The following is a 26,557-nucleotide window of genomic DNA, read 5'->3' as shown; positions in this document are numbered from 1 at the left end:
CACTCGCATGACCCGCCACCCTCACGGGCGCAGGCAGCCATACTGCTGCTGTCTGACGTGCACGATGCCGATGGGGCAGGCCCCGTAGGCCAGCTCGGCCCTCTGCTGCTTCGGCAGCGCTACGAACCCGCCGTTCAGGACCGCCGGTTCCTGCGGCCCGGCGGCCAGGAGCCCCGCCACACGCTCGCCCGCGTCATCTGCCACGGCAAGGACGGGACAGGTCGAGTCCATCGCAGGTCAGAACTCGTACGGCGGCCGGAGGCGGTGACAACAAGCCCCCAAATTCGGCGTCGGTGACAACAGCGCTGCCTCATTGGTGACAATCGTCCTGCTGCGCACCGCGTTCAACCCCAGGTCAGCGGACCGCAACGGTGACACCTATCGTGCTTCGGCCCAACCGCATCGGTCCCGGCTCGCTCGCGTATCCGCAGGAGTTGGATGTTCATGCACGCGTGCCGTGTTCAACGCCGTCCTGGCGTCGGCGGTTACGGTTCGCCGAAGCCATGCTCCAAGCCCTTGAGGACGGGGGCCAGTTCCGCGGCCATCGCCCCGGCCCCCAGTTCAGGGCAAGAGTTCGGCACACCGTTGGCATGGCCCCTTCCGCGGTCCGTCAGGGCACCGCAGGCCGGCACTTCGAGGCTGGAGGTGTACTCGCCGGGGCTGGCGGCGGCCGTACGAGGACGCTCGGTTCTCGTACCCGTGGCGGGCCGTGCGCGCTGGGTCGGAGCAGCGGGGACACCGCGACAGCCACGCCGGCTCAGCGGCCGGATGAAGCATTGGGTGAGTCCAAAGGCCGCCGCTTCAGCGAGCGGTGGCCTCGCTGTCGTAGCGGGCGCGGTTCGCGCTGAACATGGCGCTGGAGCAGGCGGCTGACGCGCTGAACTCGATCACGGGCGGGGCGGCGGACGCGAGCTTGAGAGCGCGTGGGAGTCGGGCCGGCGTCGTACGGGCAAGCGGAACCGGGCCGGTCTGTGCCAGGTGTACCGCGAGCGGCCGGAGGTGCTGTTCGCTCACCAGGACGGCGCGGCCACCAGCGTGCTGGAGACCTCGGCACCGCCGTGGTGGTCAAGGTGCTGACCCGCTGGACGGACTTGGTCGAGGCGATGGTCGACTTCGTTGGGGGTGCGCGCGAGCAGCTGGTCGTCAGCGGCTCCCGGTCGCGGGAGAAGGCGTATCTGTCGGCGATCGAGACGGCGGTGGCCGAGCAGCCGGACCTGGTCCACTACCGCGTGCCGTACGGACCCCCGCGTCACCGTGCGCTGGCCGATCACCTGCTGCGGCTGCTGGAGCCGCGTGATCCGTCAACGCGCCCAGCCGGAGGGTGAGCTGGGCGACAAGGTTGCGGCCCCTCGGCGCGCGCACCTGACAAAGCGGAGGAAAAAAATCATGCATGCCCCGATAGGTCGCCCTGCAAGCCGAGGGTCAAGCGGAAGCCTTCCGGTACACCGTCCACCGTGAACTCGAAGGAACCGCAATCGAAGCGCTGGCCATGACGCGGGACGCCGTCGACACCTTCGGACAAGCCCTTAACGAGTCAGGGCGCCGCCGCCGGAGAAGGCAGGTTCTCCAGGTTTCCGAGCGCCGCGCCGGCCGCCGCCCGGAAGTCGGCCTGCCAGTTGGTGTGCTGCGCGAGCGGCGTGTCGGCGGGAACGCCGACAATCACGGCCAGGTCCAGTCCGGACACGACCACGGACATCGCCCTCCCGCGCCGGTCGGCGGCGATGGGCGCGACCGCCCAGAACCCGGCGTACGCCATGCCCGTCACCACGCGCATGAGCATCGGCAAGCCGAAGTGCGGCACGGACGCGGCGGCCATGTGCCCGGCGACTTCGAACTCCGCTATCGACGGCACACCCTGCTCGCCGCGGACATCCCCGCCGTGCCCGTACGGCGCACCGTGCCCGAACTCTTCGAGGCACAGGTCCGCCGCACCCCCGGCGCCTGCAGCCACGCCGAGGGGGTCCTCACCTACCGTGAACTCGACGCCCGCGCCAACCGGCTGGCGCGCCACCTCACCGCGCTCGGCGCCGGACCCGAGCAGATCGTCGCCGTCGCCCTGCCCCGCGGCCTCGACCTGCCCGTCGCCCTGCTCGCCATCCTCAAGGCGGGCGCCGTCTACCTGCCGCTCGACCTCGCCCATCCGGACGCCCGGTTCCGGGCTGTCCTCGCCGACGCCGACCCCGAGGTCGTCCTCACCCACACCGTCGCCCTGCCCCGGCTCGCCCACCGCGGCACCACCGTCGCCGCAGACGACCCCGCCACCCTGCGGACGCTCTCCGCGCTCCCCGACGACCCGCCCGGGCACCGCCCCGACCCGACGACCCTCGCCTACGTCATCTACACGTCCGGCTCCACCGGCACCCCCAAGGGCGTCGCCATGCCCCACCGCGGCCTGGCCAACCTCCTCGCCTGGCACCGCGACCGCTTTCCCGGGCGCCCCGGCACCCGCGTCGGCCAGTTCACCGCCCTCGGCTTCGACTTCTGATCACCGACGCCACCGGTATCCCGCTCGCCATTACCCTGACAGGCGGCAACCGCAACGACGTCACCCAGCCGATCCCACTCCTCCAGGCTGTGCCTCCCGTGCGAGGCAAGCGCGGTGGACCCCGGGCGCCGCCCGGAGGGGGTGCTGGGCGACCGCGGCTACGACCACGACAAGTACGCCGTCTGGTCCGGGGCCTCGGAGTGAAACCGCTGATTGCCCGCCGGGCATCGGGCACGGCTCCGGGCTCGGTACCCAACGCTGGGTCGTGGAGCGCGCGTTCGCCCACCCCACCGGTTCCGCCGCCTGCGGATCCGCTGGGAGATCCGCAACGACCTTCACGAAGCCTTCCTCACTCTCGGATGCGCACTCGTCTGCTGGCGACGCCCGGCAGCAGTTCAGCGTCGCCACTCATAGACACCCGGTGAGGACTGCAGGACCTCACTCGGCCACTCCTTCATCACCTGTCCGAGCAGCCTTCGCTGCTCGTCGATCCAACCCTCTTCAAGGTTCATGGGGAGGAGCACGCTGACGCACGAACTGCCCGGATCCTCCACATGGACAACGGGAGTCTCGTGTTCTTCGTTGTGCGGCTGGATCCTGATCTCAGGGCTGTGGTCGTCGTCCCTCCAGCAGATGTCCTGCCCTGCATCGAGGAGAGCCAGAGCCCGGGACCAGTCCTCCAGGTCGGTAGGGGACAGGGACATGCCGAGTCGACCGTTGACGAAGCTGCTCGTGATCAGGACCTCTGCGTCGAGCTGGTCGTGAAGATGCGGCACACCCGGCGACCGCCGCCCCAGAACACGCACCCGGAGGCCGTTGTCACCATCCGAGAGGCTGATCAGATCCACCGTGCATCCTCTGCTCCGCTTACCTTCACCCGCGAGGGCTCATGGTGTCGAAGCAGAGCTGCGGCCACAACCAGATTGCCCCAGTCTCATTCCGTCAGGAGTTCTAAGCGACCCTTACAAAGGGTCAGCTGAGAAAGACGGTGTTGAAGGCGTCCGCTGTGGCGGTCGGTGCTGGTGTCGCCCTCGGGGTCGAGGAGTTCGCGGGCAGCCGAGACGAAGTCGCCGCGCGCTGCCTCGAACCGCGCGAGGGCTTCGGCGTGTTCGCTGCCCATCCGCAGGGCTGCCTCCCACGACGGGTCGCTGAGCAGTGCACGGGCCTGGCCAGCCGTGAACAGACCGCACACGTCCACAGCCTCGGTTGCGCGCTGTCGCGCGGCATCGTACGCATCCCGACCGATACGGCCGCTCTCGTGGCGGTATGCGGCCTCGCGTAGCTGGGTCAGCGCCTGATGGGCCGAGCGGGCGAGGGCGGACGGTGACCCGTTGTCGGATCGGTCCGCTGTAGCGGCATCGGTTGCGCTGCTCAGCAGTCGCATCGCGGTGGCGCGCGGAGCCAGCCGCAGGGCGTGCTCACCGGCCACGAGGCACCGCTGCTGGACCGTCCGCGCGAGCACCGTGAGCGAGGCCGGCCCCTCCAGTTCCACCACTGCGAGGGCCGCCGCCATAGCGCGCGAAGCCGCCTGTAGTGGGCCGGACCCGTCCTCCGGGTCGGTGTCGAGGAATTCTGGCCGCGCCACCAGCTCCCTCACTTCGTCGAGCGCCGTGACGAACGCGGCGTAGGCGTCCCGTCTGATCTCGCGGCGCCACTGCTCATGGGCGGCGTGCTGTGCCGCGTACGCCTGGTCGAGAGCGGCCCGGTAGGTGGTGTGGGCCTGCGCCAGCACCGCGTCCGCCTGCGCGATGGCCCCACGCAACCGGACCCGGGCGGCCGCCGGCGCACCCACGGCGCCGACGGCTACGCCCAGCGGCGTGCACACCGCGCCGACGATGGTTGCCACCCCGTCGCTACTCATGGCCGATCCCGCCCATGCTGGTGCCAGACGGTGTGCGCGGCACGGAAGGAGCATGGGGGCGTGGCGTGTTGGCTGGACACAGGCTGATCCTGCCATCGGTCGTTGAGCTGGAGGACGGTAATCGTCCGATCGGCTGGCAGCCGACCCGCCGCCGGCAGATCGAGGACGCGCTGCCCGTCCCCACCGCCCGGTACGAGGAGCGGCAGGGGCATGCGCCGGGGGAGCGGGCCTCCTACGCGCTTGCCTGCCAGGCCGACCAGTGCCGTCCGCCCAAGCGCACCGAATTGCTGTCGCTGACCGAGCTGCGCGAGCGCTGGCGTGCCTCGGCGATCCGGGCGTTCGGAGCTTGCACCGTCTACCGGCTCGCGGAGCGGACGCGGTGGTGTGGGCGCGGGTGCGTCCGTTGGCCGAGGTCGTCCTGGCGGCCGTGGACACCGTCGCCGTGGACCGTGCAGGCGGCCGTCGACGACCACACCCGCCCCGTCGGGCGCGGCCGGAGTATGACCGCCGACTTGTGTGCTCTGTACCGCGCGGCACCGAGGACCAGGCCGTGCCGCGCCCGCTGACTCGCAAGCGCACGGCGGCCCCGTACGAGCGGGCCCGCCTCGTCGCCGGTGCCCTCGCCGTCCGGGTCCGCGCCGCGCGGCGAGCGGAGCGCCTGGGCTGCCGCCCTCGCCCGTACGCCGTCGCGGTGCCCGCCGCCGCGGGGTCGTATCCGCGTCCTTTCCGCGACGGCCGGAAGGACGGCCGCCTACCGGAGCCGGACACCGGCGTCGACGTCGATGCCGTGGAGCAGACCCGCCGGACGCTCGAAGCCGTCACCGCGAAGGTGACCGCCACGATCCGGGACAGCAGGCGGGCACGCGAAGCCGCCCGCAGCCTGCGTCCGCAACCCGCCCCGGCGGCGGTGTGAACACTCCGCAAGACCAGCCCGACCCCGACGAAGCCCTCGCCCCCGCCCGTGCCGCCCGCGAGCAGATGGCCGTTGCGCTCGACGAGGACCAGGAGTCCGAAGTCGACGAACCCGAGGGATGGAAGGCCGACCTGGAAGCGGCCCCGGACGCCGAAGTCGAAGGCGGTGAGGAAGGCGGAGCTGCGCAGGCAGCGGAAGCGGCTCCAGGAAGCCGGCAAGCGCCGCCTCGCCGCGAGGAACTCGCGCCGGCCCTGGCGCCTGGCAGAACCGGATCGGCAACGCGGCCGCGCGCCGCGATGCCCGCGCCCTGTCCCGGGTGCGGCATTCAGGCGCCTGGCTGTGGTGACGATGCCGGACACCGTGTGGTACCAGGCGTTCGCGTGACAGATCAGCCTTCACGCCTGGCTGCGGGAGAGCGATGCCCCCGGCGGCGGTCACCTTCACAGGTGAAGTCCCCCTTTCAGCGGTATGACGGGAATCGTCGGCGGGCAGGACCACGGCAGCAGCGACGGTGACGGCCGGCCTCGGCCGGCGGCTGACGGGGGTGCGGTGAGCGTAAGGGAGATGCGCCGGTTCCGACGTGATCCGCTGGGATATGTCGAGGAATGCGCACGGCGGAGTCCAGCAGAGGTGTTCCACCTCCCCTGGGGCGCCTGGTGCGTGAGGGACTCCGAGTTGGCGCTCACGGTGCTGCGCGACCCGGTCTTCCACGGCGGCATGTCCCCCTTCTTCGGCGCCATGCTGCCTTCGCGCACCGCCCAGGTCGCCCTCGGCCGCGCCGTGCGGAAGCTGCTGCGCGCGCACCTGCCCGCCTACCGCCGGCGCGTGGCCGAGGCCGCAGCCGCGCTGGACCCGGTCGGCCAGTGGCCCGCAGCGGGGCCGCTGCTGGTGTACCGGTGCAGCGAGGACGTACTGCTTCGCCCTGACGCGCCGCCGGTACTGCGGCGACAGCTGCGACGGGCTGTGGGAGCCGGCCTGACCGCCCGCCAGCCCTCCGTACGACAGCGGCTACGGGCGGAAATCGTGCGGCCCGGGCTGCTGGCCGCGCTTGCCGAACATGTCCACCACCGCCGGGCGGAGGGCCCCGGAGCGGGAGAGCCGCAGGACCTGCTGGACGCGGTGCTCGGGGCCTGTCCCGGGGAATCGACCGACCGGACCGTGCTCGATCTCTGGGTGCTGTTGTTCACCTCGATCGTGGGCAACGTCGGCTACACGGTGGCCTGGTCGCTGCTACTGGCCGGCCTTCACCACCCGCCCGGCCCGCCGTGGCCCTGGCCCGTTGACTGGCTGGTGCGCGAGGCCGCACGTCACCGCCCGTTCGTGTGGATGGTCGGCCGGCGCGTCCCCCACCCCCTGGAACTCGGTGGCCTGCCGTTCGCGGCGGGCACGATCCTGTCGGTCAGCCCCTACCTGCTGCACCACGATGCGCGGCGCTGGGACCACCCCCGGACCTTCCGGCCCGAACGCTGGAGCGAGGCGGGCGGACAAGGCCCCTACCTTCCCTTCAGCGCGGGGCCTTTCACCTGTGGCGGCGCGAGCGTCGCCCACGACCTGGCCTGCGAGACGGTAGCCGCCCTGTCCCTGGACGCCCGCCTGAGCATCAGCGGCGCCGATGCCCGGCCCCTGGTGGCCGGCTCCGTCCTCCCCCGCCCCTTCGCTCTGCGACGGGCCCTGAAGACCCCCGTGTGCGCGCTGAGGAAGGGAGGTGAGTGACATGTTCGCTGCTATCCGCCGTATCATCCGGAACAAGCCCGCCAGCTTCTGGGAGCCCAACGTCTGGCTCTAGAGGTTCCACGCCCGCCGTGGTCTGCACGCCGTACCCGACGGCGTGCAGACCACGGCGGACGCAAGGCGTGCGGGAGCGCCGCGGTCTGCCTCCCCCCGGCTCGCGATCCCGCACGCTTGGCCGCCGACGCCGGGAAGCTGTCGGTGTGCGGCACCTGCCACGCCGATGACGTCGCCCGTGAGGAAGCCGTCGCCGAAGCCGCCCGTCTCCAGGCCGCCGCACCGCCGGAGCCGGAGAACCACCAGGAGCCGGGCCGTGGCCGCCGTTGGTTCTGTCGGCGGGCCTGACCGCACCAGCCCGCTGTGCGGCCGGCAGCCGCCAGGCCGCACAGCGGGACCGGTCCCGAAGTCACCGCACCACTGGACGGGACGGATGGGCCCATCCGACGTCGACAGCCCACCCAAGGCCCTACACAGGGCCGTATGAGACGCAGCCGAGAAGAAACCGCACCCCAGGACCTGCCGGGCGACCTGTGGCACACCCTGTCCCAACTCCAGCACACCCACCCCGCCCCCGTGGGCCGCGTCGGGCCGCTCGCCTGCCCGGTCGCACTGCTGTCCTTCGCCGCGGCCACCGACACCGTCCTCGCGGCACGCGTGCAACTGTCCGGCGCGGAGACGATGCACGAACTGAACGAGACGCTCCGTGCGATCACCGGGGGCAGGCACGCCCACTTCACCGGCCCCGGCGTCGCGCTGGAGGTCACGCCCGGCAGACGGCAGGAGCTCCCGATCCACGAGGCGCACACCGCCGGCCTTACCCGGCTCTTCCGCCACGCGGCCGGCACCATCGGTGCCCGCAGCACGCCGGGAGGCGGCCGGTGCTTCCACTGCGGCGGGACCGGGCACGCCTTGCCCTTGTGGGAGCCGACTGCCGGGCACGCGTGAGCGACACGTCAAGAAGAACGCCCGCGCCCGGGCCGTCCTCCGGACGGTGTGGGGCGCGGGCGGGGAAGGGCACCGAAGGCTTACGCCGGTAGGGGTGCACGCTCCGGGCGCAGCGCCGCAAGCGGAGAACGGCGGCCCTCCTCCACCGCGCGCAGTTGCTCCCAGTCGCCTTCCGGGTGGGCCGGGACGACCGCGTCGACGGACGCCGTGGTGTAGAGCGGGACGTCGGCGGTCCCGGCCCGGCTGGTGCCGAAGCGGATTCCGATCGACTGCGGGGAGCGGACCCAACCGAGCCGGACCATGTGATCGAAGTCGGCACGACGGCAAGCCGACGGGTTCGCGGATTCCTGGAGGGGAAATCCAGGGAACCGGAGGGTGGCTGGGCTCCTCTAGGCAGAGTTGCCCGCGGGTTCCGGGCCTTCAACTGGCAGTGTGAGCTGCTCTCAGCTGTCAGTGAGCCTTCTCCAATCTCAGGCCCTATGCGATTATGCGACCAGGGTGCAGCCCACCTCACCGCAGTCGGCGCCGGATTGCATGTTGCAGGTATCGATCAACCTGCGTTGGGCCGCCACAGCCAGCGCAGAGCGTCCGGAAGCAGGACGCCGCCGTGGTTGGGGCTGTGTCCGCCGTCTCCTAGGACAAGGCGGAAGTCGTAGCCCGCTTCAGCGAGAGCGGCTGCCACATGCAGGTTTTCGGCGAGCCAGTTCCGCCGTGGCTCATTCCAGTGCAGATCGCGGTGGCCGCCTTGCATGAAGATGCGCAGAGGCTTGCGGGGGACGCGGGAGATGAGGTCTGGATAGGGATTGCCTTCCGGCATCTGCGCGAAGCTGGACAGGTATCCGATGACGCGGCGGAACTTGTCCGGACGCAGCCACGCGGCGGTAAAGGCGCAGTTGCCGCCGCTGCTCCCGCCGCAGATGCCCCACCTTTCGGGCGACCGGGCAATGGTATAGCGCTCTGTAACCTGCGGGATGATCTCGGTGAGGAGGAAGGTGACGTACTGGTCATCGAAGGCGTCGTACTCGTTGTTGCGGTTCTTTGGGTTCTCCGCGTTGGGGAAGACGCCAGGATCGACGAACACGCCGATGGTGACGGGGATGTCGCCGCGGTGAATGAGGTTGTCCAGGACGATCGCGCCGCGTACCTCCCCTGCGGGGTCCAAGTACCACCATCCATCCTGGAACACCATCAAGGATGCCGGTTCCGCTGGGTCGTACTGTGCTGGCACGTGTACCCAGAACTTCCGGAAGGTTCCCGGGTAGACCTCGCTGTCCCTCCAGTCGAACTCGACCGTCTCGCCAGCGGGCACGCCCGGCTGTAGAGCGGAATCGGGTCCGTGGACGTAGCGCACGTCCGACTGGTCGATCGGAAGTGGCTGGTAGGGCATCTCAATGGTCACGGGGAGCAACCGTAGGGCGATCACCGCCCTTGGCCGCAAGGGAATTTTCGTGGTCCCGAGCAGGATGAGCGGGCCCGGCAGTGACGCAAGGCCAAGATCGAGGCGTGCACAGTCGCAATGGACACGCCCACGTCGGCGGGCTCGTCGCTGAGTGACAAGCGGGGCCGCGAACCAGCCAGCTCGTCACGCCTGGGTGGGGTTCTTGATGAAGCGGTGCGGGTGGGCGGCCTTGACGTACTTCATCGCGGTGTCGGGTGCGATCCCGAAGACGCATCAGGTGGACGGGGTCGGCAGTCTCGTGTGCTTCGGCGAGGATCCGGTCGATCCTCAACTTCTGGCGCTGGGATCCAAGTTGAGTGAAGATCGGTTGGACGTCGCATTTGGCGACCGGTGGTCCCTCTGGGTCGAGGGCGGTGACTTGCGTGACGAACAGATGTGGGTTGGTGCTGTGGGGCCAGCGCTCGTAGCGTTCGCGGAGCCAGTCGGTGAGAAGCTCCAGGGTTAGCTCGTCCAGGTAAACGTTGTGCTTGTCTCCACGACGTCGAGCGATGAGTCGACCGGCCGACCGGTTGAGATCCATCAGATGCAGGCGTCGGATCTCCGTCGACCCCAGCGCGTGGATCGCGACCAGAGCGACGACGGCCTTGGCCATCGCGGTCGGCGCCCTATCCAGCAGGCCGGCGAGGCGGTCGGACGGAATCCGTCGCGGTGCGCGATTCGCGTAGGTGACGGAGACGTTGCGGGCCGGGCCCCGGAAGATGACCCGCTCTCGCTTCAAGGCCCGGAACAGCGATCGCAAGGCGCCGTGGACGCCATGAGCGGGATTGCCGGTGTGCGCGGTGACGACGTCTTCGACATCTTTTGGTGTGATCTCGCGGAGGCTGTCGATCCGCTTGCCGCACTTCCGCAGGACGGGAACGCGGTAGTGGGAATAGCGGCGGATGGTGGCCCAGTCCATCGCCGGGGAGGGGCGGCGGTGTCTAGGGCGGTCTTCTTTGGCCCCGGGTGAACGGCTTCGTGTGGCCCCACCGAGGAACGGTTTGAAGTGGCCCCACCTGACGGCCGGTACGGCGGGGATGCACTCGTTTGGAGTAGTGCGGTATTGACCCGGATTCGCGACCGGGATCACGCTGTGTGAGTACTTGATTACGGCCGTGTCAGGAGGCCGGGTTTTGCAGCGTGTTGAGTTGTTCGAGCGGATCCGTCGCGACCGGAGGCTGGAGAACGCCTCCGTCCGCGAGCTGGCCCGCCGTTACGCGGTCCACCGTCGGGTGGTCCGCCAGGCCCTGGACAGCGCGTTGCCGCCCCAGCGCAAGGAGCCTGTGATGCGCCGGTCGGCGCTGGATCCGGCCAAGGGCTGGATCGACGAGATGCTGCGGTCGGATCTGACCGCGCCGCCGAAGCAGCGGCACACCAACAAGCGGATCCTGGACCGGCTGCGCGACGAGTACGGCTTCACCGCCGTCGCCTACACCACCCTCAACGACTACCTGCGGGTCCGCCGGCCTCAGATCAAGGAGGAGGCGGACCGGGCCCGGATGATGCACGAGGGCATGGTTCCGCAGTTCCACCGGCCCGGTGAGGAGGCTGAGGTCGACTTCGCCGAGGTCTGGGTCCGGGTGGACGGCAAGCCGATGCAGTGCCAGCTGTTCACGCTGAGGCTGTCGTATTCGGGCAAGGCCGTCCACCGGGTGTTCTCCACGTCGGGCCAGGAAGCGTTCATGCAAGGCCACGTGGACGCCTTCCGGATCCTCGGGGGCGTCCCGACCCGGCACATCCGTTACGACAACCTCAAGCCGGCGGTCTCCCAGGTCTGCTTCGGCCGCTCGCGGGTGGAGTCGCAGAGGTGGGTGGCCTTCCGCTCGCACTACGGATTCGACGCTGTTCTACTGCCGTCCCGGCATCGAGGGCGCCCATGAGAAGGGTGGGGTCGAGCACGAGGGCGGCCGGTTCCGCCGCACGCACCTGGTCCCGGTTCCCGACGTCGATACGCTGGCCGATCTGAACGCGCGGATCGAGCAGATCGAGGTGGCCGAGGACGCCCGGCACATCGACAACCGGCCCACGTCGGTCGGCTTCGATTTCGACTACGAGGCCCCGCTGCTGGCGCCGTTGCCGTTCGAGGAGTTCGATGTCGGGCTGACGCTCACGCCGAAGGTCGACAAGACCTCGCGGATCACGGTCCGCCAGAACAAGTATTCGGTGCCGGCCCGGTTCATCGGCCAGAACGTCCGCGTCTCGCTGCGGGCGGACGAGGTCTGGGTCTTCGACCGGCACGAGATCGTCGTCCGCCACCCGCGGCTGGCCGGCCGCTACGGCTTCCGCGATCTCCTCGACCACTACCTGGAGATCCTGCGGCACAAGCCTGGCGCCCTGGAGAACTCCACCGGCCTGGCAGCGGCCCGCGAAAGCGGGCTGTTCACCCCGGTTCACGACGCGTTCTGGGCGGCGGCCCGCGAGGCCAGAGGCCGGGCAGAAGGCACCCGGGCCCTGATCGACGTTCTCCTTCTGCACCGCCGGCTGCCCGGCGAAGCCGTGATCGCGGGCATGAACGCGGTCCTCCAGGCCGGGTCGGTCTCCCCGGACCTCGTCGCGATCGAGGCCCGCAAGGCCGTCGCCGCCGCCGGCGGACCCCCGCCCGTCGTGATCGCCCCGCCCGCGACCGCCGCCGCGGACGGGCCCGAAGACCAGGACATCGTCTCCGCGCGGGTGATCTCCCTGCCCGCACGTCGTCCTGAACTGCCGCCGGACACCCGGCCGGAACCCTCCCTGGCCGCCTACGGCCAGTTGCTCTCTATCCAACCGAAAGGCTCAGCATGACGCAGAGCACGTCCCCCGCCCCGGCGACCACGGGGCGGTGGGGCTCCTTCGGCCTGCCCGCTCAGCGCGGGGCCGACCCGTCGGCCACGATCGACGCGGCCTGCCGGAACCTGGGCCTGTCCACGATCCGCGGCCGCTGGGAGGAGTTCGCCGCCCAGGCCCTGCGCGAGCACGCGTCCTACGCGGACTTCCTGGCCGAGCTGCTGGAGAGCGAGTGCGAGGACCGGGACGAGAGGCGCAAGTTCCGGCGGGTCAAGGAGGCGGGCTTCCCTCGGAACAAGCGCATCGAGGACTTCGACTTCTCCAAGAACCCCAACGTTCCGCCCGAGGTCATCAGCACCCTCGCCCAGCCCGGCTGGGTCCAGGCCGGCAACCCGCTCTGCCTGATCGGAGACTCCGGCACCGGAAAGTCCCACCTGCTGATCGGGCTGGGCACCGCGATCGCGGAGGCCGGCGGGCGGGTCCGCTACACCACCGCGGCGAACCTGGTGAACGAGCTGGCCGAGGCGGCCAGCGACAAGCAGCTGGGCCGCACGATCAAGAAGTACGGCAGGGTGGACCTGCTCTGCCTGGACGAACTCGGCTACGTCAAGCTCGACCGGCACGGCGCCGAGCTGCTGTTCCAGATCTTCACCGAACGCGAGGAACGGCACGCGATCGCCTCGAACAGGCCGTTCACCGAGTGGGACCAGACCTTCACCGACAAGCGGCTCTGCCAGGCCATCGTCGACCGGCTCACCTTCGAGGCCCACATCATCGAGACCGGCACCCAGTCCTTCCGCCTCGCCAGCACCACCGCCAAGCGCAAGGCGGCTGCCGCCTGACCACGAGAGTGGTCCCGTGGTGAGAGCGATGCATGCTCCTCGCTCTCACCACCCATCCACACCCACAACGAGCGACACCCTGCCCAAGTCCCCGCACACCTGACTGAGACACTGAACGTGTTCAGTCTCATGGGTGGGGGTCCATATGAACCGCAGGCTGTTCGGCCTCGCATGCACGCTGGTCCTGGCAGCATCGGTGGGTACGACCGGATGCTCCAGCCGATACTCCTCATGCCCAGGAGCGGACCAGAGGCCCGAGGGACTGACCACGCAGGACCTGGTCGGCACCTACGAAGACTCTGCCGCACGGTTGACTCTCCGCAGCGACGGTACTTTCACGACGGTCGGGTGGCCCGCAGATCTTGAAGGAGCCTCCGGCGACCCCCGGAACAGAACCGGGAGCGGAACCTGGAAGCTGACTCCCGACCACGACGCCGACTGGCCCGTCTCCTTCAGCTTCCACAAGATCAGCGGCTACTGGGACAGCGATGTCAACGGTGGTCACTACGGAAGCGGTCTCTACGTCGGCGGCGGTCGAGAGAATCCGCACCTCTACGAATACGTCGGCGATCCCGACAGTTGCGACCTCAACACCCTCACACGGAACAGTTGAGACGTCGGCCCCACGGCCTCCTTCACCTGGCCAGCGCGTCGTCTGCACGTGAACTACCGCGCCGGTAGTGCCTCAACAAGGCGCCCGCCCGTCCGCATTCCTGTCAGGGGAAGCAGCCGGGCGGGCTCCGTGGACCACACGCTACCGGCCGCCGCGGACCACCGTCCGCACCTGGCAGCCTCCGTCCCAGGACGCCGACGAAACGTCACCCGATCGAGGGGTGGGGCCACCCCAAACCGTTCCTCTGCGGCACCGTTCCGACTCGTCACCCACACGGCCCAAAAGTGGGGCCAGACGAAACCGTTCCGGTGGGGCCAAAACACACCGTCGAAAACAGGCGGCGGCCTTCTCCTCGCATGACGCGGACCCAGACCTTCACCTCGTCGTGCAGGTGATCGGGGATCGTGTCGAGGAGCCGCTCGACGGCGGCTTGTTCGGGGTCGGTTCGCTCCAGCGGGATCAGGAGTCCGCGCTCGCTGAGGAAGGGGACGACGCGTCGGCGGCCCCAGCTGGACCCGAACCGGGCGACCTCACGGACGTCGGCCTCATGGAGGGGAGCGTCGACGCCGAGCCAGGCGGCGAGGAACCGCAGGGTCCGCAGGTTGGCGGCTCTGGCCATCACTGTCCACCGCTGTTCCTTGGCGAACGTCCGCAAGGTCTGGGGTACCACGACCGCCGCGGCAGCAGCCATGCCGTCCGGCATGGGCCGACGCCTTGCCGAACCGCTGGAGTGTCGCTTAGCGGGTCCTGAGTCCGTCGACGACGACGTCCAGCATGCGGTTCAGCTGGGGGCGCTGCTCGGGTGTGCCGGCCACGGAGAGCACACCGGCGAGGATGCCGCCCACCTCGACCGGGTCGATGTCGCTGCGCAGTTCTCCTGCTGTGGCGCCGGCCTCGAGCACCATCGCCAGAACTTGCTGGACCTCGTCGCAGACCGGTCCGGTGCCGAAGCGGCCGGAAGCGCTCATGGCGACCAGGGCCTCGCAGATGCCGCGTCGTTCGCCGGCCCAGTCGGCGAATCGGAGCATCCAGGCGTGGAGGGCCTGTGCGGGCGGCTTGGTGGCCAGCAGGGTGCGCGCGTCTTCGCGCAAGGGGCGGATCTGGTCCCGGTAGACCTCTTCGACCAGATCCTCTCGGGTGGGGAAGTGCCGGTACAGGGTGGCGTTCCCCACTCCCGCGCGTTTGGCGATCGCGTCCAGCGAGATCGGGTGTCCGGAGGCGAAGGCTTCGGCGGCCGTGGCGATCAGCTGCTCACGGTTGCGCTGCGCGTCGGCGCGCAGGGTGCTGCGTGGAGGTGTCATGACCTTGGCGATCGTGAGTGTCGGATGGGGCTCGGGAACGATTCGGGGATGTCCCCGGTTCAGTGTACGGTGAGATAACCGGGGAGTTCCCCGATTACGGGTGGTCTCACCCGTCGCTTCAGCGACGAAAGGTTTGCCATGCCTACTGCGGTCATCACCGGGGGGACGACCGGGATCGGCAGAGCGACGGCCGAGCTGCTGCACGCCCGGGGCTACCAGGTCGCGGTCACCGGACAGAATCCCGATTCCCTCGCACGAGCAAGATCTGAGCTCCCCGACGACGTGCTCGTCCTCCGATCCGACGGGCGCGTGCTCTCCGACACCGACGCCCTGATGTCAGCGGTGTCGGCGCGGTTCGGATCGTTGGACCTGCTCTTCCTCGACGCCGGGATCTTCCGTCCGGCACCGGTTGCCGAGGTGACGGAGGAATCGTTCGACGAGCACGCCGACCTCAACTTCAAGGGCCGGTACTTCACCCTCAAAAAGGCCCTTCCCCTCATGAACGACGGCGGCTCGATCGTGCTGACCGTCGGCATCGGATCCCGTCGCGGCATCCCTGGCGCCACGGTGAGGGCGGCGACACGCGGCGCGCTGCTGGCCATGCTGCCCTCCCTCGCGCTCGAACTGGCCCCACGCAGGATTCGCGTCAACGCCGTGAGTCCCGGGGCCACCGACACCCCGCTGCTCAACAAGCTGGGGGTGCCCGAGAGCGGCCGGGCCGCCATGCGCTCGAAGATCCCTTTCAAGCGCTTCGGAACCAGCCAGGAGGTCGCGGAAGCAGTCGCCTTCCTCGCCTCGGACGCCGCCGGCCACATCACCGGCCAGGACATCACCGTGGCCGGCTGCTACGGGCTCGGCGCTGAAACCCGGGCGAGTCGACCACCCATCCGCACCTCTCGAACGCCACCAACCGCACCTCACAGGAGAACACGATGGCACTCACTCTCGACACCTATCGGCTGCTGGGCCGTTCCGGACTCCGGGTCTCACCGCTGGCGCTGGGCACGGCGACCTTCGGCACCGAGTGGGGCTGGGGCGCCGAGCGCGACGAGGCGCGCAGGCTCTTCGACCGCTACACCGAGCTCGGCGGCAACTTCTTCGACACCGCCAGCACCTACACCAACGGCAGCTCCGAGCGACTGCTCGGCGAATTCACCCGCACCAACCGCGACAAGGTGGTGCTGGCGACGAAGTACTCGACGCTGCGCCAGCCAGGTGACCCGAATTCCGGGGGTACCCACCGCAAGAGCATGCTGGCGTCGGTGGAAGCCAGTCTGCGGCAGCTGGACACCGACTACATCGATCTGCTCTACGTCAACGTATGGGACTTCAGGACGCCGGTGGAGGAGATCCTGCGAGGCCTGGACGACCTGGTGAGGCAGGGCAAGGTGCTGTACGTGGCGATCTCCAGCGCCCCGGCCTGGCAGGTGTCGCGCATGCAGGCGATCGCCGACCTGCGCGGCTGGTCACCACTGTCGCACTGGAGACCGAGTACAGCCTGATCGAGCGCACCGCGGAGCGTGACCTCATCCCGATGGCACGCGAGATGGGACTCGGCGTGGTCCCCTTCTCCCCATTGGGCGGCGGGGTGCTCACCGGCAAGTACAGCCGGGAGGACCAGAACCAGGCGGGCTCCGTCGCCGGCGAAACCGCCGGCAACCGCAAGAGCCTCAACGTCGCCCTGGGATGGGTCACCGACCGCAACCTCGCCATCGCCGATGTGGTGAAGGAGGTGGCCTCGGAGCTGGGCCGCACACCCGCCCAGGTCGCACTGGCCTGGACCCTGAACGCCCCGGGCGTGACGGCACCCATCATCGGCGCCCGCACCATCGCGCAGCTGGAGGACAACCTGGGTGCCCTGCAGGTCGACCTCACTCCTTCCCACCTGGCCCGCCTCGACGAGGTCAGCTCCATAGACCTGGGCAATCCGCACGACCTGCTCGCCAGCGATCACATCCGCACGGTCACCACAGGCGACATGAAAATCGAAACCCTCGGCTGATTCGCTACATGAACAGCGATATCCAGATATGTCGATACGTCTTTGATGATGGAACGGAGCAACCCCGGCATGGGTGAGTACAGCGACAAGAATGTGGTGATCACGGGTGGCAGCAGCGGCATGGGGCTCGCGCTGGCGGAGCTACTGGTGTAAGGCGGAGCCCGCGTGGTGATCACCGGCCGTTCTCAGACCAAGCTCGACGCGGCACGCGAGCGGCTCGGCAAGAACGCTGTGGCCGTCCGGGCGGATGTGGCCTCACTGTCCGACCTGGATATGCTCGCCGGCCGTGTAAAGCGCGAGCTCGGCTCGATCGAGGCTTTGTTCGTCAACGCCGGCATCTCACCCCTCACGCCCCTTGAGTCGACGACCGAGGACGTGTACGACGAGCTGTTCGCGATCAACGTCAAGGGCGCCTTCTTCACTGTGCAGAAGCTCGCTCCGGTGCTGAGCGCGAACGCCGGCATCGTCCTCACCACCTCGATCGCGAACGTCATCGGCATGGTGGACACCAGCGTCTATGCGGCCGGCAAGGCGGCGCTGCGCTCGATGGCCCGCACCTTCTCCCGCGAGCTGCTTCCGCGGGGAATCCGTGTCAATGCGATCAGCCCGGGTCCCATCGACTCGGGGATCCTGGAAACGATGAACTTGTCCGAAGAGGCCGCCGACCAGTTCAGGGCGGAGCGGACCGCGAGCAACCCCATGAAGCGCTACGGCACCGTCGAAGAGTTCGCCAAGGCGGCCGCATTCCTCGCCTTCGATGCCACGTACACCACCGGCATCGAGCTGGCCGTGGATGGCGGCGAAACCCAGCTATGAGCTCGTCCGCTATCCCACGGGCGCAAGGCCCGCTACCACGGCGGTTTCAGGGGGGCGCTGCAACCCGTGGTCGTGTCGATCAGGCCGCGAGCAGTTCACGCAGACGCCCGGCTGGGGTTTCCCCGCCGAGCGTTTTGCGTGGGCGGCCATCGAGTTCGCCGGCGACGGCGTCAGGATGCTCGCACCAGGAGGTTGTCGCGGCCCACGAAGACACGTGAACCTTCTCCCGTAAAGTGGACACCTGTTTGTGCCGTTATGCGGCGAGAGTGCTGGTGACCAGACATTGTTCGTAGGCGATCGGAGCCCCAGCTCCTCACCCCCGCACCGCCGCCGGTCCACCATCCGGGGCGCGCGGCCCGGGCACGGCGTCGGCGTCCCGGGCGGTCAAGTGCGAGTCGAGGCGTCTGTTCAAGTCGAGCCCGAACCGGAGCTCCAACGGCTTCGGGCACTCTAGCCGTGGCTGGTATTGCAAGGCTTCGGTGATCCGGGCCTTACCGGGCCCATGTGCCGCCGTCGGTGTCCGAATGCATCTGTTCCAGAGGGTCTCGGATCCAGGTGGGCATGTGCCCCTCGGTGCAGCGGGCGCCGAAGCCGCCGTGGGGGAGGATCTCGTCGATGGCCTTGAGGCCGGTGCCGGTGCCGGTGCCGGTGAGGGTGAGGTCGGCGGCGCCGACGTCTTCCTGGATGCGCTTCGGGCTGCGGGTGCCGGGGATGGGCACGATGTGCTCGCCCCGGGTCAGGAGCCAGGCGAGGGCGAGCTGGGAGACGGTGGCACCCTTGGCCGCCGCGAGCTCGGCGAGCCGCTCGACGGCTTCGATGTTCTTCTCGAAGTTGCCCGGCTGCCGCCGCGGGTCGACGTTGCGGATGTCCGTGGCTTCGTACTGGCCGACGGGCTTGGCGGTGCCGGTGATGAACCCGCGGCCGAGGGGGGAGTAGGCGACGAAGCCGATGCCGAGTTGGTCCAAGGTGGGGAAGAACTGCTCGGCGTCCCATTCGAACAGGGAATACTCGGTCTGCAGCACGGAGACCGGCTGCACGGCGTGCGCCCTGCGGATCGTCTCGGGCCCGGCCTCGCTGAGACCGAAGCACTTCACCTTGCCCGCGTCGATCAGTTCTTTGACGGTGCCTGCGACCTCCTCGATGGGCACCTCGGGGTCGACGCGGTGCTGATAGAAGACATCGATGTGATCCACGCCGAGGTGGCGCAGGCTGTTGCCGGCGACCTTGCGGATGTTGTCGGGCCGGCTGTCGAGGGGGCCGCCGATCTGCTCGGGCGGTACTGACATATCGACGCCGGACTTGGTGGCCAGGACCACGTCGTCGCGGAAGTCCCTGACCGCCTTGCCGACCAGGATCTCGTTGGAGCCGGTGCCCCAGCCGTACATCTCGGCGGTGTCGAAGAAGGTGATGCCCAGGTCGTGCGCGCGGCGGAGGGCGGCGACGCCGGCCTCCGCGTCGGTGGGTCCGTAGGCCATCGTCAGGCCCATCGCGCCGTAGCCGATCGCCGAGACCTCAAGGCCCTCTCCCCGGCGTGAGGTCGCGGCGCGACACGTGCAGGACCAGGGTGCCGCGTCGGCAGGCGTCGGTGGTCGGGTGCGGGGCGACGGTGGTGGTCGCCAGGCAGACCAGCCGGTGGGCGGAGAGCGTCTCCTCGACGCTGGGGGCGACCTCGGACTTCAGGTCGGGCCAGTGCTCGCGGCAGCGGGCGGTAAAGGCTTCCGCCCGAGCGTCGTCGAGGTCGGACACGGGGACCCCGACCAGGTCGATCACAACGGCCTTGAGGTAGGCGAGGTTCTCGAAGCCGGTCACACGGCAGCAGACCAGGGAGACGCCGGTGCCGGAGACGGACGAGCCCAACGTGGCCGCCGCGAGCGCGGCGGCCACGTTGGGCCGAGATCACCCAGCGCTCCGGCAGCGCTTTGGGCTGCCCGGTGACCATCGAGTCGAGTATCACCGCGGCGCAGGCCCGTTCCAGGCCAGGTGTCCTGGAGCTCGGGAACAGTCCGCTCGAGGTCGCCGCGCTGCCCGCGCGGCTTCGGCGGCGGGTGCCCGGCTGACTGGTGCCCGGTGTCTGGGTGGGGCTGGCCGCCCTCCCGCTCACCGGCAACGGCGCGATCGGCCGGGCCGCGCTGCCGCCGTACCTCGGCCGGCTCGCCAAGGCCGTCACCGGCGTCGTCGACGATGCTGGGGCGGAGGGCGCCGTCAGCCGTGCATGTCACCCCACGGGGCCGAGCGGGTCTTCGACGAGGATGCTGTGTGTCCCGGGCACCTGCGCCGCCAGTCCCGGGGGAAGGATCTGGACGACGCTGCCCTGGCACCCCGGGACATTGTGGATGCGGACGGGAACGTCCGTGAAGTTGAGTACGGTGGACAGTTGTACGACCTCGTAGCAGCCCAGCGGGTGGTTGTGGACGACTCCGCCGATACGGAGGAATCCGTTCGTGGCGGACGCCGGGCCGGGAACGGTGAGCGCGAGCAGTCCGGCGGCCGCGAGTACGGTGAGTGTCGAGCTGATGCGACGCATGGCGCGCCTCCTCATGGCCGGGCCGGAGGGTGTTCCGGCCCTGCACACGACCGTACGGAACTGGGCGGCTACTGCATCCCGGTGTCGTCCACACGGGCGACCCCGGGCACCCGTCCGCTCGGCGCCGCGCGCGACCGGGGCCGGGCCCCGGGAGAGGGGACCGGCCCGGTGCAACGTTGTTCAGCGGTCAGGTACGGTCCGGCGCCGCCGTCTCGTACGACTCGGGGCGCGGCCGTGCCGCGGGTTCAGTCCGTCACGGCGACGAGGTGGAGTTCGGAGGTGTAGCGGTGGTCTTGGTCGTCGGTGAGCCAGGTCTGTGCGGGGGTGGGGAGCATCTTGGTGATGGTGAGGCGGGCGTCGGGGCCTTGTGCGTGAGCCGACGGACGGCCTTGGCGAGGATGTTGACGTAGACGGGGCTGCCGAAGTCGACGACGAAGAAGGGTCGGGGTTCGGTGGGGGAGACGAAGAAGAAGCGGGGCAGTCCGTGGGGGTCGTGTCACCGCCGGGCCCGGACGAAGCGCCGGGCCTCGCTTTTGTCGTCGGCGAAGGCCAATGCGGAGCCGGGAACCGCCAGGTCTCCCGGGCGATAACGGTGGATTCGACGGTGATCCGGGGAGAGGAGGGACTCCGCGATCCGGGCGTTCGGCGCCGGCACCGTTTACCGGCTGGCCGAGCGTGCGCGGGCGGCGGCCACGGCCGTGTGGGCGGGTGTCCGGCCGGTGGTCGACACCGCGCCGGCCGCCGTCGATGTCGTCGCCGTGGTCCACGTGATGCGCGGCGCGTTACGCCACCACCTGCTCGCCGCCCGCCGCCACCTCTCCTACGTTCTGCGCGGCCAGCCACACCAACCCGGCCTGGACGAACAGATCGTGCAGACGGCCGTCGACGACTACACCCGGCCGGCCGCCGGATGATGACCGCCGACCTGCCCGCCCTCTACCCGCGCCGCACCGAGGACCAGGCCGTGCTGCGCCCGCTGACCGCAACCGGACCGCCCCGCCCGTACGAGCGGGCCCGCCTCGCCGCCGACGCAGCGCGGACCGACTGGGCTGCCGTGCCCGGCCGCATCCCGTCGCCGTGCCTACTGCCTCGAAGGCCGCGCCCGCGGCCGTCCCGTATCGGCCTGAAGGCCGGCCGCGTCCCGGAGCAGGGGACCGGCGTCGTCACGGTGGAGCAGACCCGTCGGACGCTTGAAGCCGTCGCCGCGCTCGACAAGCCCCAGGCCCCCGGGGCCGGTGATCCTCGGGGGTGGCAGCCGGTTCAAAAGCGGCCCCGCAAGCCGAAGTCGAAGGCGGCGAAGAAGGCAGCGCTGCGCAGGCAGCGGGGGCGGCTGAAGGCCGCTGGACGGTGTCGCCTTGCCGCCGGGGCCGGCGGAACCGGATCGGTAGCGCTGCCGAGCGCCGCGATGCCCGTGCCCTGTCCCGGGTGCGGCATCGAGCCCCTGGCTGTGGTGACGATGCCGGGCGGATGTCCTCCGGGTCCGTCGTGGCCGAAGACCGGCGCGCGGCCGGCCGGGGTGTTCAGCTCGGAGCCTGTTCAGGGTCGCGCTCGACGGGGTGTTCGTACTCCGATCAGGGGCTGATCGAGTCCGGACGGGTGCCGTCGCCGGTCTCCAGTGCGGTGACCAGCCGGTCCAGAGCCGGCAGCGCCTGGTGCAGCGCCGCCCGGTCGGCGTCGGACAGTTCCTCCACGACGCGGGTGAGCGCCGCAGTGCTGGCCCGGTCATAGCGCTTCAGTAGGTGAAGGGCCTCCTGTGACGCGGTGAGCACCACGGTCCGTTGGTCGTGCTCGGGCCGGACCCGTTCCACCAGCCGGGCCGCGGACATCGCCCGCACCAGGTTGCTCACGGTGGACGGTGCCACCCGCACACGCGCGGCTGCCGTACCGGGGCTGAGACCCTCGGGCGAGGAGGACAGGGCCCGCAGCAATTCGATCTGCGCCTCCGGCAGGTCGGGCAATCCCTCGGCGTTGCGGGTGGCGCGCAGGACCGCGCGCCGCAGCGGCCCCAGAAGCCCGCCCAGTCCGGCCGCGACGCGCGCCGCCTCGGGCGTGCCGGGTGCACCGCGGTCGCCCGTCTCGTCCGCCGCTCTGTCTGTGTTACGCATGCCACCATTGTGGACTGCGAAGATAAAGTTTTGTCACAAATATATTTTGTGGCACAGTGGTGTGTGGAGCGGGCGCACCGAACCGGCCGGACCCCACGCCGTCGGTGACCGCTCACAGCACAGCAAGGAGCACCACCATGACCACCGTGTACGACACCCCGACGACCGTCGAGAACCCCGTCCCGCCGCAGGATCTGGCCGGTATCGTCGGGCACCGGTTCATCTACACGTACGCCAACGGCTGGCAGTACGAGATGTACGTCAAGAACGCCACGACCATCGACTACCGCATCCACTCCGGGATGGTCGGCGGCCGCTGGGTGAAGGACCAGGAGGTCGACCTGGTGCGGCTCGCCGACGACGTCTACAAGGTGTCCTGGAATGAACCGACCGGCACCTCGGTCGTCGTCAACGTGCTGCCCCGCCGACGAGTCCTGCACGGCACCATCTTCTTCCCGCAGTGGATCGAGCAGGACGGCGGCAAGACGGTGCTCTACCAGAACGACCACCTGGAGGAGATGCGCGCCTACCGGGACGCCGGCCCCACCTACCCGATATACGTCGTCCCGGAGTTCGCCCGCATCACCCTGTTCGAGTACGTCGGCGAGAACGACGAGAGCGTTGTCGCGGTGGGCCCCCAGGACCTGCCCCGGGGCTTCGCCGACCGCACCAACTGAAAGGGCGGCGGCGTCACCCCGCCGCCTCCCGCGGTGGGTGACCCACGGGGGCGCGGTGCCGATCTCAGCCAGTGCGCGCAAGACCCCGTCCGAGGACCAGCCGGAGCAGACCGCCGGAGCGACGGATCGCGGTCGACGGCACGCCGCGATGCCCGCGTCCTGTCCTGGATGCGCAATTCCACTGCCTGGCTGTGGTGACTTTGCCGGGCAGGACATCTCCGGGCCCGTCGTGGCCGAAGACCGGGGCACGGCTGGCGGGGATGGTCAGAAATAGGCGAGGGCATCCGCGCGCAGATGCGCGAGCAGGGTCGACCCGCACTCCCTCCGGGGCGTCGACTTGGGTGAACGACAGAAGTGCCCGCAGGACGTGGCGGGCGAGGCGACCGGTCGCCGCCCGGATGTCCTCGCCCGCGCTCACAGCCCACCCGGACGTCAGGCCCGATGCCACACCGAGCAGATCCGGGGTGAGGTTCTGCCCGTACTCCGCCAGCGCCCTGCCCGGCTCGGCGCCCTCCAGGCCGTCGGTCCCGGTGACGGCCAGTACCATCTTTCGCATCATGGTCAGCGCCGCCATAGCCGGTCAGCTCGCCCTCGCAGTGGGCAGCATCCTGGGCGGCATCGCCGCCCAGAGAGCGGTCTTGGTCGCCCTGGAGGCGGCCGGGGCGCGGCCGCGCGCCACGCTGCCGACCCGTCTGGCCGCCAGCCTGCTCCTGGTCCTGGAGGGCGCATTGGCCATCGCCGTGCTGCGCGCGGTCGTCATGGGCACCCGACTGTCCGGCGACTTAGACCGTGTCCTATGTGGTGAGGCGGACAAGTCGTTTGAAGCAGCAGATGGCGGCGGCGAGACCGAGAAAGGCCAGGTAGTTGCGGGGATTGCGTTCGTAGCGTGGGCTGAGTCGGCGGTAGCCGGACAGCCACGACATGGTGCGTTCGATCACGCAGCGGCGGCGGCCCAATCGTTGGCTGGAATCGATTCCTTTGCGTGCGATCCGGGCTCCGATGCGCTTGCCGCGTAACCATTTCCGCAGGTAGGCGCGATCGTAGGCTTTGTCGGCGTGCAGGCGCTGGGGCTTGAAGTGGCGGCCGCGGTGGGGGTCGTTTCTCGTTTGGTGACCCTCGACCATGGGCTTCAGTCCTTCGCTGTCGTGGGTGTTGCCGGCCGAGACGCCGACGAGAAGGGGCAGTCCGTTCGCGTCCGACAGGATGTGCATCTTGGCACCCGGCTTGCCCCGGTCCACGGGGCTCGGACCTGTGTGTTCACCCCCTTTTTGGCCCTGAAGTGGGCGGTGTCGAGGACGACACGGGAGACGTCCAGGAGCCCGGCGTCGTCCAGGCGGTGCAGCACGGCTTCGTGGAGCCGGCCCCAGACTCCCGCTCTCGACCAGATCAGGAGCCGGCGGTGGGCGGTCGACTTCGATACCCCGAAGCAGGGCGGAAGTTGACGCCAGGCGCACCCGCTGGCCAGGACGTAGATGATGGCCGCGAAAAGCGTCTCATCAGGGGTGTCCCGCGTTCCCCCGCCCTGAGGTCGCACCTTCGACGGTGGGATCAGCGGCTTCGCGATCTCCTACAGCCCGTCCGGAACAATCCGACTCCACGTACCCCGCCCCATGGCCTGACCAACGAGCGATCGCCACAGACGAACGTATCTGACCTTACAGGCTCGCTTGGTCCGCAAGCGCCGTCACTGTCTTGTCCACCCGTCCGACCGGCGTGTGTCGCCGTCGGAACGGGAACGCCACAGGAACGGAGATGGCCGGCATGAGTTCGGGAGTCACTACGGCCTTTCCGCCCGTCGTCATGCCCCCTCGGCGGTGAGCCGGCCGATGGCCCGGATGACCTGGCGCCGGGTGGCCAGGCGTCGGGCGAGGAAGGCCATCACCCGGTTCATGCGGCCTGCGATGACGCTGGGTGGCGGGTTCCTGCGGTCCAGGGCGGCCAGCGCGGTGCGGACGACGTCGACGGGCGAGGCGAGCCTGGTCCCTCCGGCGGCCTGTGGGGTGCCCACGACATCGAAGAACTCGGTCCGGGTCGCGCCGGGGGACAGGGCCAGCACCCGCAGACCGGTGCCGCGCGACTCCTCCCACAGCGCTTCGGTGAGGCTGAGGACGAACGCCTTGGTCGCCCCGTAGAGCGCCATGCGCGGGTTGGGCTGGTAGGCGGCCATGCTCGCCACGTTGACCAGTACTCCGCGGCCCGCGGTACGCAGTTGGTCGATGAAGGCACGGCTGATGTCGGCGACCGCGGTCACGTCGACCGCGATCTCCCGGCGCAGCCGGTCCGGGTCCGCCTGGTGGAAAGGGCCGAAGGTGGCGAACCCGGCGTTGTTGATCAGGCTTGTGACGTGCAGGCCGAGCTGGTCCACCTGCTCGGCCAGCGCCTGCCCGGGGTGGTCCGTGGCCAGGTCCATCTCCACCACGTGCACCTGGATCCGATGCTGTTCGCGCAGCTCGGTGGCCAGCTTCTCCAGGCGTTCCCTGCGGCGGGCGACCAGCACCAGGTCGGAGCCGCGGGCGGCGAGCTGGCGGGCGAACTCGGCGCCGAGGCCCGCGCTGGCCCCGGTGATGAGAGTGGTGTGTCCGTGGTAGTCGACGGCCGGCATGGTCATCCTTCTTTCAGTCGCTGCCTTTCTGGCAGTTAATGCCAGGTAGGCGGTCGCTGTCTAGAGGCGTATCCTGACGTCCATGACGACCTTGTGGGAGCGCTCGCGGCAGGTCGCCGTCCAGGCGATCCTGGACACGGCGGTACGCCTGTTCGCCGAGCAGGGCTACGAGCAGACGACGATCGCGCAGATCGCGCGGGAGGCGGGGATCTCGCAGCGCTCCCTCTTCCGCTACTTCGGAACCAAGGAGGACCTGGTCTGCGGCGACCAGGAGGCGCTGGGCGAGCTGCTGAAACGGACCGTCGAGCAGCAGCCGGCCGAGATGTCCGCCTGGGATGCCCTGCGCGCCGGATTCGAGGTCATTCTGACCGCCAACCACCCACCTGAGCGCGCGCTGGAACTCTCCCGCCTCGTCTTCGACACGCCCTCGCTGCATGCCCGCTACATCGAGAAGCGACTGCGCTGGCAGGCCGAACTCGTCCCCGTCATCCGGGCGCGGCTGAGCAACGGCTCCGGCCGCCCGGCTCCCGACACGCAGGCCAAGGCGATCGTCGCGACGGTCTTCGCCTGTATCGACACGGCAACCGAACTCTGGGCCGGACATGACGGACGGATCGACCTGGCAGACCTCTACGACCAGTGCCTCGCTGCGGTGCGGGACCACGGCTGAGGCACGTATCCGATCTTCTCGGAGAAGACACGCTCGCACTCGGCGCATCGAGTCGGGACTGGGGTTCCTGCTGGGCGGTCCAGCAGCGGGCGTACCGATCCGGATCGGCTTCGCGGCGGCGCTCGGCGGGGCGTCCTCGACAGGCGGGCCCGGCGTCCAGGTCAGTCCCGGGGCGCGGTCGTCGGGTACGGGAACGTCGAGTTCTTCGCGGAGTGCGGGGACAAGGGTGAAGCGGGCGGTGTGTGGTACTTCGTCGCGCATCTCCCGCTCCG

The 26,557-nt window shown here is 69.7% G+C and carries 26 protein-coding genes and 7 pseudogenes; 16 read left to right on the top strand and 17 right to left on the bottom strand.

The window, feature by feature from the left end; genetic code table 11:
- Positions 1-21: 21 nt before the first annotated feature.
- Both Srubr_RS09720 and Srubr_RS40435 read right to left on the bottom strand, forming a co-directional pair.
- A complete protein-coding gene (locus Srubr_RS09720) occupies positions 22-204 on the bottom strand; it encodes a hypothetical protein (RefSeq protein ID WP_189997722.1) in 183 nt (60 codons plus the stop codon).
- Between the two features lie 597 nt (positions 205-801).
- On the bottom strand, positions 802-1,014 hold the full coding sequence (locus Srubr_RS40435; protein WP_230426651.1) for a hypothetical protein: 213 nt from the start codon (positions 1,012-1,014) through the stop codon (positions 802-804).
- Between the two features lie 44 nt (positions 1,015-1,058).
- On the opposite strand from Srubr_RS40435, the gene Srubr_RS40430 reads away from it, so the two are divergent.
- Entirely contained in the window at positions 1,059-1,325 is a 267-nt protein-coding gene (locus tag Srubr_RS40430) for a hypothetical protein (RefSeq protein ID WP_229926857.1), read from the top strand.
- A gap of 209 nt (positions 1,326-1,534) precedes the next feature.
- On the opposite strand, the gene Srubr_RS09710 is transcribed toward Srubr_RS40430, so the two are convergent.
- Positions 1,535-1,816 carry a hypothetical protein gene (locus tag Srubr_RS09710; RefSeq protein WP_189997721.1) on the bottom strand — a complete coding sequence of 94 codons (282 nt, stop codon included), beginning with the start codon at positions 1,814-1,816 and terminating at the stop codon, positions 1,535-1,537.
- Between Srubr_RS09710 and Srubr_RS09705 the strand changes: the two genes are divergently transcribed.
- Together Srubr_RS09705 and Srubr_RS40425 are read left to right on the top strand one after the other, a co-directional pair.
- Positions 1,793-2,485 (top strand): AMP-binding protein, encoded by a 693-nt coding sequence (locus Srubr_RS09705; protein ID WP_229926856.1) that lies wholly within the window; start codon positions 1,793-1,795, stop codon positions 2,483-2,485. The two genes, Srubr_RS09710 and Srubr_RS09705, sit on opposite strands and share 24 nt — an antisense overlap.
- Positions 2,419-2,899, top strand: a pseudogene (locus tag Srubr_RS40425) (transposase); the annotation flags it as partial. The gene Srubr_RS09705 and the pseudogene Srubr_RS40425, both read left to right, overlap by 67 nt.
- Here the strand turns inward: Srubr_RS40425 and Srubr_RS09700 are convergent.
- Both Srubr_RS09700 and Srubr_RS09695 read right to left on the bottom strand, forming a co-directional pair.
- Entirely contained in the window at positions 2,881-3,333 is a 453-nt protein-coding gene (locus Srubr_RS09700; protein ID WP_189997719.1) for a DUF5959 family protein, read from the bottom strand. The pseudogene Srubr_RS40425 and the gene Srubr_RS09700 overlap by 19 nt on opposite strands.
- Before the next feature lie 86 nt (positions 3,334-3,419).
- On the bottom strand, positions 3,420-4,331 hold the full coding sequence (locus Srubr_RS09695) for a hypothetical protein (protein ID WP_189997718.1): 912 nt from the start codon (positions 4,329-4,331) through the stop codon (positions 3,420-3,422).
- Positions 4,332-4,468: 137 nt separating this feature from the next.
- On the opposite strand from Srubr_RS09695, the pseudogene Srubr_RS42215 reads away from it, so the two are divergent.
- From Srubr_RS42215 to Srubr_RS09680, 4 genes and pseudogenes are all read left to right on the top strand, one after another.
- Positions 4,469-5,256, top strand: a pseudogene (locus Srubr_RS42215) (MobF family relaxase); the annotation flags it as partial.
- Positions 5,256-5,605, top strand: a pseudogene (locus Srubr_RS40420) (hypothetical protein). The pseudogenes Srubr_RS42215 and Srubr_RS40420, both read left to right, overlap by 1 nt.
- A 284-nt stretch (positions 5,606-5,889) precedes the next feature.
- Complete coding sequence (locus Srubr_RS09685) at positions 5,890-6,972, top strand: cytochrome P450 (protein ID WP_229926855.1); 1,083 nt, start codon at positions 5,890-5,892, stop codon at positions 6,970-6,972.
- Positions 6,973-7,467: 495 nt separating this feature from the next.
- Positions 7,468-7,932 carry a hypothetical protein gene (locus Srubr_RS09680; RefSeq protein ID WP_189997715.1) on the top strand — a complete coding sequence of 155 codons (465 nt, stop codon included), beginning with the start codon at positions 7,468-7,470 and terminating at the stop codon, positions 7,930-7,932.
- Between the two features lie 80 nt (positions 7,933-8,012).
- On the opposite strand, the gene Srubr_RS09675 is transcribed toward Srubr_RS09680, so the two are convergent.
- The 3 genes from Srubr_RS09675 to Srubr_RS40415 form a co-directional block, all read right to left on the bottom strand.
- Positions 8,013-8,234, bottom strand: coding sequence for a hypothetical protein (locus Srubr_RS09675; RefSeq protein WP_189997714.1), 222 nt, complete (start codon positions 8,232-8,234; stop codon positions 8,013-8,015).
- Positions 8,235-8,482: 248 nt separating this feature from the next.
- Complete coding sequence (locus tag Srubr_RS09670) at positions 8,483-9,331, bottom strand: alpha/beta hydrolase (RefSeq protein ID WP_189997713.1); 849 nt, start codon at positions 9,329-9,331, stop codon at positions 8,483-8,485.
- Positions 9,321-10,289, bottom strand: coding sequence for a hypothetical protein (locus tag Srubr_RS40415; protein WP_229926854.1), 969 nt, complete (start codon positions 10,287-10,289; stop codon positions 9,321-9,323). Before Srubr_RS40415 ends, Srubr_RS09670 begins: the two co-directional genes overlap by 11 nt.
- Positions 10,290-10,503: 214 nt before the next feature.
- On the opposite strand from Srubr_RS40415, the pseudogene istA reads away from it, so the two are divergent.
- The 3 genes and pseudogenes from istA (at position 10,504) to Srubr_RS09650 (ending at position 13,588) form a co-directional block, all read left to right on the top strand.
- Positions 10,504-12,151: pseudogene (istA, locus tag Srubr_RS09660) on the top strand (IS21 family transposase).
- Entirely contained in the window at positions 12,148-12,975 is an 828-nt protein-coding gene (gene istB / locus Srubr_RS09655; RefSeq protein ID WP_189997712.1) for an IS21-like element helper ATPase IstB, read from the top strand. The pseudogene istA and the gene istB overlap by 4 nt, the downstream one beginning before the upstream one ends.
- A 145-nt stretch (positions 12,976-13,120) precedes the next feature.
- Complete coding sequence (locus Srubr_RS09650; protein ID WP_189997711.1) at positions 13,121-13,588, top strand: hypothetical protein; 468 nt, start codon at positions 13,121-13,123, stop codon at positions 13,586-13,588.
- Positions 13,589-13,853: 265 nt separating this feature from the next.
- On the opposite strand, the gene Srubr_RS09645 is transcribed toward Srubr_RS09650, so the two are convergent.
- Together Srubr_RS09645 and Srubr_RS09640 are read right to left on the bottom strand one after the other, a co-directional pair.
- Positions 13,854-14,291: a hypothetical protein gene (locus tag Srubr_RS09645; protein ID WP_189997710.1), complete on the bottom strand. Its 438-nt coding sequence runs from the start codon at positions 14,289-14,291 to the stop codon at positions 13,854-13,856.
- Between the two features lie 34 nt (positions 14,292-14,325).
- A complete protein-coding gene (locus Srubr_RS09640) occupies positions 14,326-14,889 on the bottom strand; it encodes a TetR/AcrR family transcriptional regulator (RefSeq protein WP_189997709.1) in 564 nt (187 codons plus the stop codon).
- A gap of 138 nt (positions 14,890-15,027) precedes the next feature.
- Between Srubr_RS09640 and Srubr_RS09635 the strand changes: the two are divergent.
- The 3 pseudogenes from Srubr_RS09635 to Srubr_RS09625 all read left to right on the top strand — a co-directional run.
- Positions 15,028-15,672 (top strand): annotated as a pseudogene (locus Srubr_RS09635) (SDR family oxidoreductase); the annotation flags it as partial.
- Positions 15,673-15,821: 149 nt separating this feature from the next.
- Positions 15,822-16,891: pseudogene (locus Srubr_RS09630) on the top strand (aldo/keto reductase).
- A gap of 69 nt (positions 16,892-16,960) precedes the next feature.
- Positions 16,961-17,707, top strand: a pseudogene (locus tag Srubr_RS09625) (SDR family oxidoreductase).
- 491 nt (positions 17,708-18,198) lie between these two features.
- On the opposite strand, the gene Srubr_RS09620 reads toward Srubr_RS09625, so the two are convergent.
- From Srubr_RS09620 to Srubr_RS09610, 3 genes are all read right to left on the bottom strand, one after another.
- Positions 18,199-19,209, bottom strand: coding sequence for an aldo/keto reductase (locus Srubr_RS09620; RefSeq protein WP_268257599.1), 1,011 nt, complete (start codon positions 19,207-19,209; stop codon positions 18,199-18,201).
- A 10-nt stretch (positions 19,210-19,219) separates the two neighbouring features.
- Positions 19,220-19,591: a hypothetical protein gene (locus tag Srubr_RS09615; protein ID WP_189997707.1), complete on the bottom strand. Its 372-nt coding sequence runs from the start codon at positions 19,589-19,591 to the stop codon at positions 19,220-19,222.
- Between the two features lie 331 nt (positions 19,592-19,922).
- Positions 19,923-20,231: a hypothetical protein gene (locus Srubr_RS09610; protein WP_189997706.1), complete on the bottom strand. Its 309-nt coding sequence runs from the start codon at positions 20,229-20,231 to the stop codon at positions 19,923-19,925.
- Positions 20,232-20,950: 719 nt separating this feature from the next.
- On the opposite strand from Srubr_RS09610, the gene Srubr_RS09605 reads away from it, so the two are divergent.
- The gene (locus tag Srubr_RS09605) at positions 20,951-21,145 is read left to right on the top strand and encodes a hypothetical protein (protein ID WP_189997705.1); all 195 of its coding nucleotides are present in this window, start codon (positions 20,951-20,953) and stop codon (positions 21,143-21,145) included.
- A gap of 657 nt (positions 21,146-21,802) precedes the next feature.
- Here the strand turns inward: Srubr_RS09605 and Srubr_RS09600 are convergent.
- The gene (locus Srubr_RS09600) at positions 21,803-22,336 is read right to left on the bottom strand and encodes a MarR family winged helix-turn-helix transcriptional regulator (protein ID WP_189997704.1); all 534 of its coding nucleotides are present in this window, start codon (positions 22,334-22,336) and stop codon (positions 21,803-21,805) included.
- 137 nt (positions 22,337-22,473) lie between these two features.
- Here Srubr_RS09600 and Srubr_RS09595 point away from each other — a divergent pair, with 137 nt between their 5' ends.
- The gene (locus Srubr_RS09595) at positions 22,474-23,013 is read left to right on the top strand and encodes a phenolic acid decarboxylase (RefSeq protein ID WP_268257595.1); all 540 of its coding nucleotides are present in this window, start codon (positions 22,474-22,476) and stop codon (positions 23,011-23,013) included.
- A 64-nt stretch (positions 23,014-23,077) separates the two neighbouring features.
- Here the strand turns inward: Srubr_RS09595 and Srubr_RS09590 are convergent, their stop codons facing one another.
- The 3 genes from Srubr_RS09590 to Srubr_RS09580 form a co-directional block, all read right to left on the bottom strand.
- Complete coding sequence (locus Srubr_RS09590) at positions 23,078-23,587, bottom strand: hypothetical protein (RefSeq protein WP_189997703.1); 510 nt, start codon at positions 23,585-23,587, stop codon at positions 23,078-23,080.
- Between the two features lie 220 nt (positions 23,588-23,807).
- A protein-coding gene (locus Srubr_RS09585) for an IS5 family transposase (RefSeq protein ID WP_229926871.1) occupies positions 23,808-24,577 on the bottom strand; the annotation gives its coding sequence in 2 pieces (ribosomal slippage) (positions 23,808-24,283 and positions 24,283-24,577; 771 coding nt in all).
- A 234-nt stretch (positions 24,578-24,811) separates the two neighbouring features.
- The gene (locus tag Srubr_RS09580; RefSeq protein WP_189997702.1) at positions 24,812-25,615 is read right to left on the bottom strand and encodes an SDR family NAD(P)-dependent oxidoreductase; all 804 of its coding nucleotides are present in this window, start codon (positions 25,613-25,615) and stop codon (positions 24,812-24,814) included.
- An 82-nt stretch (positions 25,616-25,697) separates the two neighbouring features.
- On the opposite strand from Srubr_RS09580, the gene Srubr_RS09575 reads away from it, so the two are divergent.
- Positions 25,698-26,285 carry a TetR/AcrR family transcriptional regulator gene (locus Srubr_RS09575; protein WP_189997701.1) on the top strand — a complete coding sequence of 196 codons (588 nt, stop codon included), beginning with the start codon at positions 25,698-25,700 and terminating at the stop codon, positions 26,283-26,285.
- Positions 26,286-26,557: the final 272 nt, after the last annotated feature.

The sequence above is a fragment of the Streptomyces rubradiris genome (assembly GCF_016860525.1).
Lineage (GTDB): Bacteria > Actinomycetota > Actinomycetes > Streptomycetales > Streptomycetaceae > Streptomyces > Streptomyces rubradiris.
The sequence above is the reverse complement of the archived record's forward strand: the minus strand, read 5'-3'. Positions and strand labels throughout refer to the sequence as shown.